Genomic DNA, 2,801 nt, shown 5'->3' on the forward strand with positions numbered 1-2,801 from the left:
AAAAAGCGAAACATTTATAATGAGATTCTGCATTGAATCATATTAAATCATTGACGCAAATCTTAAATTTTTGTTAAAATAGCCGATGTTGTAAGTAGGATAATTTTACAAGGAGGAAACAATTTTAAAGAAAGTTCTTAGTATTGCGGTAATGAGTGGTTTATTTTCAAGTGGTGCATTCGCAGAGGATTTGTTAGCACAAATAACCAATGGTGCATTAAGTGATACAAGTAAGGGTGTAAGGCTCTTAAGCGCAGAGGAGGAAAAGCAGGTTGTAGGGGGGTATGGCTTAATGGAAAATAATGGGGTAAATGTTTTTGAGCTTATGCGTTCTAGCCTTAATGGAGCTACTATTACACAAATCGGGGTCGTAGTGGGATTGACTCAACACGAAATGGATTATAATGTCCTTTGTGGATTTGGTGGTGATGGCTGTTCTGCAAGTTCTTATGTTAATAAGCAATCTTATAATGACTTGGCAATCATTGCTGACCCAGACAGAAATGAATATCTCGCCGTAACTGCTACTAAAACAACTACAATAGGAGCTTATGGAGTGCCTCAAAATCAATTTACCAATGGTGCCGTGGTAGTTGGGCTAAACCATAACAATGGGACGATTTATAAGATTAGAAATGTTACTTCTAATAGTAGTGTAGCAAGTGAGGTATGGAGGAGAGTTGGTAATGATTTAAATGGAATCCTCTTAAATCAATACCGATAAATTTAAGCAAGGAGGCTTGCAATGATAAATTCTATTCATTCAAACTATAATAACCCTTTGGTAAATCTACAACCAAATATCAGCAAGAATGCAAGTCAGGTTGCTACAAACAATACCTCCAATCTTGTTTCTAGCAAAGAAGTATCCAAAGGCTCTACTAACCAAGTTTTAGGCTACGCGGTAGATAAAGATGGCTACTTCACAGAGGAGTTTAACAAAGCAGCTGGAATCCCAAGTGATTATAAGATTCATTCTAGCACTATGGAGAGTTTAGCTCAAGAAATAACAGACCAAACAAGTAACCCTATGAGAATCTTTAAAAGCATTGATATAGCCAAAACCATAGGCAATGCGTATAAGATTCTCTCTCAAGTCGTGGGTGAAAATGTGCTAAACTCTAAAGATAGCTTTACACTTGAGGAAATAGCAAAATTTCCTCAAGGATACAAATTCAACTCCCAAACAATGCAAGTAAGTGAGATTTACGATAGCATTGCAGACTTTGCTAATCATTCTATGCTTTGGAAAACTCCGATAGGTGGGCGACCCGATAGAATGAATATTAGCAGTTTGTTTTATAATGATTCTTCAGCAAATCCTAGCACAAATGTTTTTAATAATGCAAATGGTGGCTCTGTTGGAAAGGGTTTGTTTGATATGACAAGCAATAAATACACCAATAGTGATGGCTCAATTACAAAAGGTGGCTTGTTAATTGGTATTATTAATGCAAATCTGCATACAAGAGAGGGTGAGACAACTGCAAATGGCAAATCTCAAGGATACGATAAATCAATGTCTTATTCAGAAATCATAAATTATGACGCTTCAAAAGACCCAACAAGCAACAAAAACGAATTTTATGTTACAGGGATACAACCACTTAAAATCCAAAGAAGCGAGGAAAGCCTTAGAGTAGATAAAGAATGGGAAGAGTATGTAAAAAACTATAAAGACCCATTGACAATGTTTTTTGAAAACCTGCAAGAACAGCAAAAACTAAGTTTTGAAGAGCTAGAAAGAAAACGCAAAGAGCTAAAAACAAAAAATATTAAAAATTTTGATTTTGACGCTTAGGGATTCCACAATGACAATTAATCCAATAAATACAAGTTATAATCTAACACAAGAGATTCAAAAGAATACGCAAAACACAACAAAAGAGATTCCAACTTCACAGAATCTATCACAAGACTTAGTAAGAGATAAAAGCCAAGCAGTCAAAGAAATACTAGGCTTTGGCATAGATAGTGAGGGATTCTTTACGAGTGATTTAAACGAAGCTGCAGGGATTCCAAAGGATATTAAAATAGATGCGGGGTTGGGCGTAAAATATTATTTGAGTTCTCTTCCAATACTTGGTTATTACAATAATATAGATTTAGTCGGTAGTGTAAAAAACTTTTATCAAGAGTTTTCTAAGCTTTCAGAACAGGAAAAAGACAATATCGTCAATAAAACAAAAGAAATAAAATATTTTTTAGACAATGGAACGCAATACTCACTTTATGATACTTTGCTAGAAAGGTTTTCAAATAGTAAAGGCAGACTAAATGAGAGCGGGAAGCTAGAGGCTTTTATCAGAATGAATCCTGATTTAATGGTGGCAGAAAAAACAATCAATCTTGCCATACAGGGCAATGGGGCATACGCAAGTTTCATTGATAAAAACGATAATCTATTGGGAATGAATATATTAGATAAAGGCAAAGCAGGACAACTTTTGCGCACAAGTATCAACGAAATGAGCGCAGAAGAGTTCGGGAAACAATGGGGAGAATTAAGGGAGGAATACCAAGCAAGATATGACGCACAGCAAGAGCGATTCAGAAAAGAAAATGAGGAAATTGAGGAATACAATAAGAATCTTGCAGGGCAAAAAACCCAAAAGAAATCTAAAGTAATCCAAGTCAATAAAAAAAGTGAAACTTATCAGGATTTAGACTTTTTAAATACTTTAGACTTTATTAAAAGTCAGCAGAAATTAGAGCAAATCTTAATGCTTTTTGGAGAAAGGAGTAAAGGAAACTTTGATATTCAAAACTTTAAAAACTTCCTTACTTCCTCTTGGAAAAGA

The 2,801-nt window shown here is 34.8% G+C and carries 2 protein-coding genes and 1 pseudogene; all 3 read left to right on the forward strand.

What is annotated here, in order from left to right:
• Positions 1-151: 151 nt before the first annotated feature.
• Positions 152-724 (forward strand): hypothetical protein, encoded by a 573-nt coding sequence (locus Q1553_RS08085; protein ID WP_297570337.1) that lies wholly within the window; start codon positions 152-154, stop codon positions 722-724.
• Positions 725-745: 21 nt separating this feature from the next.
• The gene (locus Q1553_RS08090) at positions 746-1,801 is read left to right on the forward strand and encodes a Cj0814 family flagellar-dependent secreted protein (RefSeq protein WP_297579261.1); all 1,056 of its coding nucleotides are present in this window, start codon (positions 746-748) and stop codon (positions 1,799-1,801) included.
• Positions 1,802-1,811: 10 nt separating this feature from the next.
• A pseudogene (locus Q1553_RS08095) lies at positions 1,812-2,801 on the forward strand (hypothetical protein); the annotation flags it as partial.

This window comes from Helicobacter sp. UBA3407, assembly GCF_949747025.1.
GTDB lineage: Bacteria > Campylobacterota > Campylobacteria > Campylobacterales > Helicobacteraceae > Helicobacter_D > Helicobacter_D ganmani.